This window comes from Dietzia sp. Cai40, assembly GCF_014145165.1.
GTDB classification, from domain to species: domain Bacteria; phylum Actinomycetota; class Actinomycetes; order Mycobacteriales; family Mycobacteriaceae; genus Dietzia; species Dietzia natronolimnaea.
In genome coordinates this window covers 1-1,969 of record NZ_JAALEB010000324.1, presented here as the reverse complement: position 1 = coordinate 1,969, position 1,969 = coordinate 1, and the positions used below count along the sequence as shown (strand labels likewise).

At 72.7% G+C, this 1,969-nt stretch carries 1 protein-coding gene and 1 pseudogene; one reads left to right on the top strand and one right to left on the bottom strand.

The features are described from left to right. A partial coding sequence (locus tag G6022_RS12445; RefSeq protein WP_182691662.1) for a hypothetical protein occupies positions 1-1,382 on the top strand: 1,382 nt, incomplete at its 5' end. Between the two features lie 28 nt (positions 1,383-1,410). On the opposite strand, the pseudogene G6022_RS12440 reads toward G6022_RS12445, so the two are convergent. Beyond that, positions 1,411-1,969, bottom strand: a pseudogene (locus tag G6022_RS12440) (NAD(P)/FAD-dependent oxidoreductase); the annotation flags it as partial.

Below are 1,969 nucleotides of genomic sequence, written 5' to 3'. Positions count from 1 at the left end.
GCGCGGCGTCCGTGGCGGTGGGGCTGCGCGCGCCGATGCTCACCGCGGTGGCCGGCGGTGACGACGCCCTCGCGAGCGAGCTGGACCGGATGGGCGCCGAGCGGGTCCTGCGGGTCGGCGAGGTGACGTTCACACCCGACGACGGCGAGGTGGTCGACGCCCCGGAGGACCGCTCCGAGCTGGAGTCGCTCACCGGGATCACGTTCGAGTCCGAGCAGGAGATCCCGGGCGACCGCGTGGACGACGTCACCGTCCATCAGGCCCCGGGTTCGCCGTCGCTGATGGTCGTCGGGGAGTTCACCGCCGGCGGCGACACCGCGTCGGATGTCGAGGAGTTCTCGGCGGGAGGACCCGCCTGGTCGGCGGAGGAGGCCCCGCGGGTTCTCGTGTACGACCGGACCCCGGTGGCCGCGGTGGCGACCGCCGTCTCGAGCGGAGCGGCCGTCTCCCACCTCCGGGCTCCGGACCCGCGGGTCGACGGCGGCTCGGTCGAGGCGGTCATGGACGCCGACACCGTGATCGCCCTCGGGCCCGGATGGGGCACCGAGGACGAGCTGGCCGACCGGGTGGAGAAGGCCCGCTCCGTCCCCCAGCTCCCCGGCGGGGGACAGCTGTTGTTCCCGGGCCGGCGCTTCGTGGCGGCATACGGGTCGCCGATCACCCCGGCCCTCGGCATCCTCGGCGAGCAGGGTCCGGAGGAGAGCGCGGAGCGGGTGCGGCAACTGGTCGAGGAATACCAGCCGTACTCACCGGAGCCGGTGATCCCCGCGTTCGAGATCATCGCCACCGTCGCCTCCACATCCCCCGGAGCGGACGGCAACTACACCAACGAGTGGGCGCCGGAGGAGTTCGAGCCCCTCATCGACGCGATCACCGAGGCCGGTGGCTACGCGGTGATCGACCTGCAGCCCGGGATGGCGGACCTCCTCGACCAGGCGCGGTTGTTCGAGGAGTTGCTCAGGCGGCCCAACGTGGGGTTGGCGCTGGACCCCGAGTGGAAGCTCGAACCCGGCCAACGCCCGGGGGCCCAGATCGGCAGTGCGAGCGCCGAGGAGATCAACCGGGTCACGCACTGGCTCGCCGATCTCACCCGCGACACCGGGGGGCCACAGAAGCTGCTCATCCTGCACCAGTTCAGCCTGGCGATGATCACCGACCGGGAGGACATCGACACCTCACGGCCCGAGGTGGCGATCTCCCTCCACGCCGACGGGCACGGCACCCCGGAGATGAAGCTGGAGACGTGGGAGGTCCTGCAGCAGGGGCTGTCCCCGGACATCTGGATGGCCTGGAAGAACTTCTACGACGAGGACACGCCGACCTTCACCGCGGAGCAGACCATGGCGGTCGAACCCCGGCCGTGGTTCGTGTCCTACCAGTAGGTCGGCTCTCCGCCGGGGCGCGGGTTCGTCAACCGCGGATGATCCGCTCGGCGACGTGCTGGCCCGCCATCCCGTGGACACCGGGCCCGGGGGGCGTGGACCCGGAGGCGTGCCACACCCCCGGGACCCCGGTCGCGAAGGGATCCGCCCGTGGAACCGGACGGGCGATGAGTCCGCGCAGGTCGACGCGGCCCGCGGCGATGTCGCCGCCCTCGTAGTTCGCGTTGTGTCGGCCCATCCGCGACGCGGGCGTACAGCGGGTCGACACCACCACGTCGCGGACGCCGGGAGCGACCTCCTCCAGGGCGCGGAGGACCTGCTCGGTCTGGTCCAGCTCGGAGTAGGCGGGCACGTGTGCGTACGTCCACAGGGGTCGTCGTCCGTCGGCGGCGACCCTCCCCGGGTCCACCACCCACGGTTGGGAGACGAGGACCATCGGCCGGTCCGCGTGACGGCCCGCCGCCACGTCGCGTTCGGCCGCCGCGATCTGCTCCGCGTCACCGCCCAGGTGCACGGTCCCGGCGTCCCGCACCCGGGCGTCGCGCCAGGGGACCGGTCCCGACAGGACCATGTCGACCTTCGAGGCC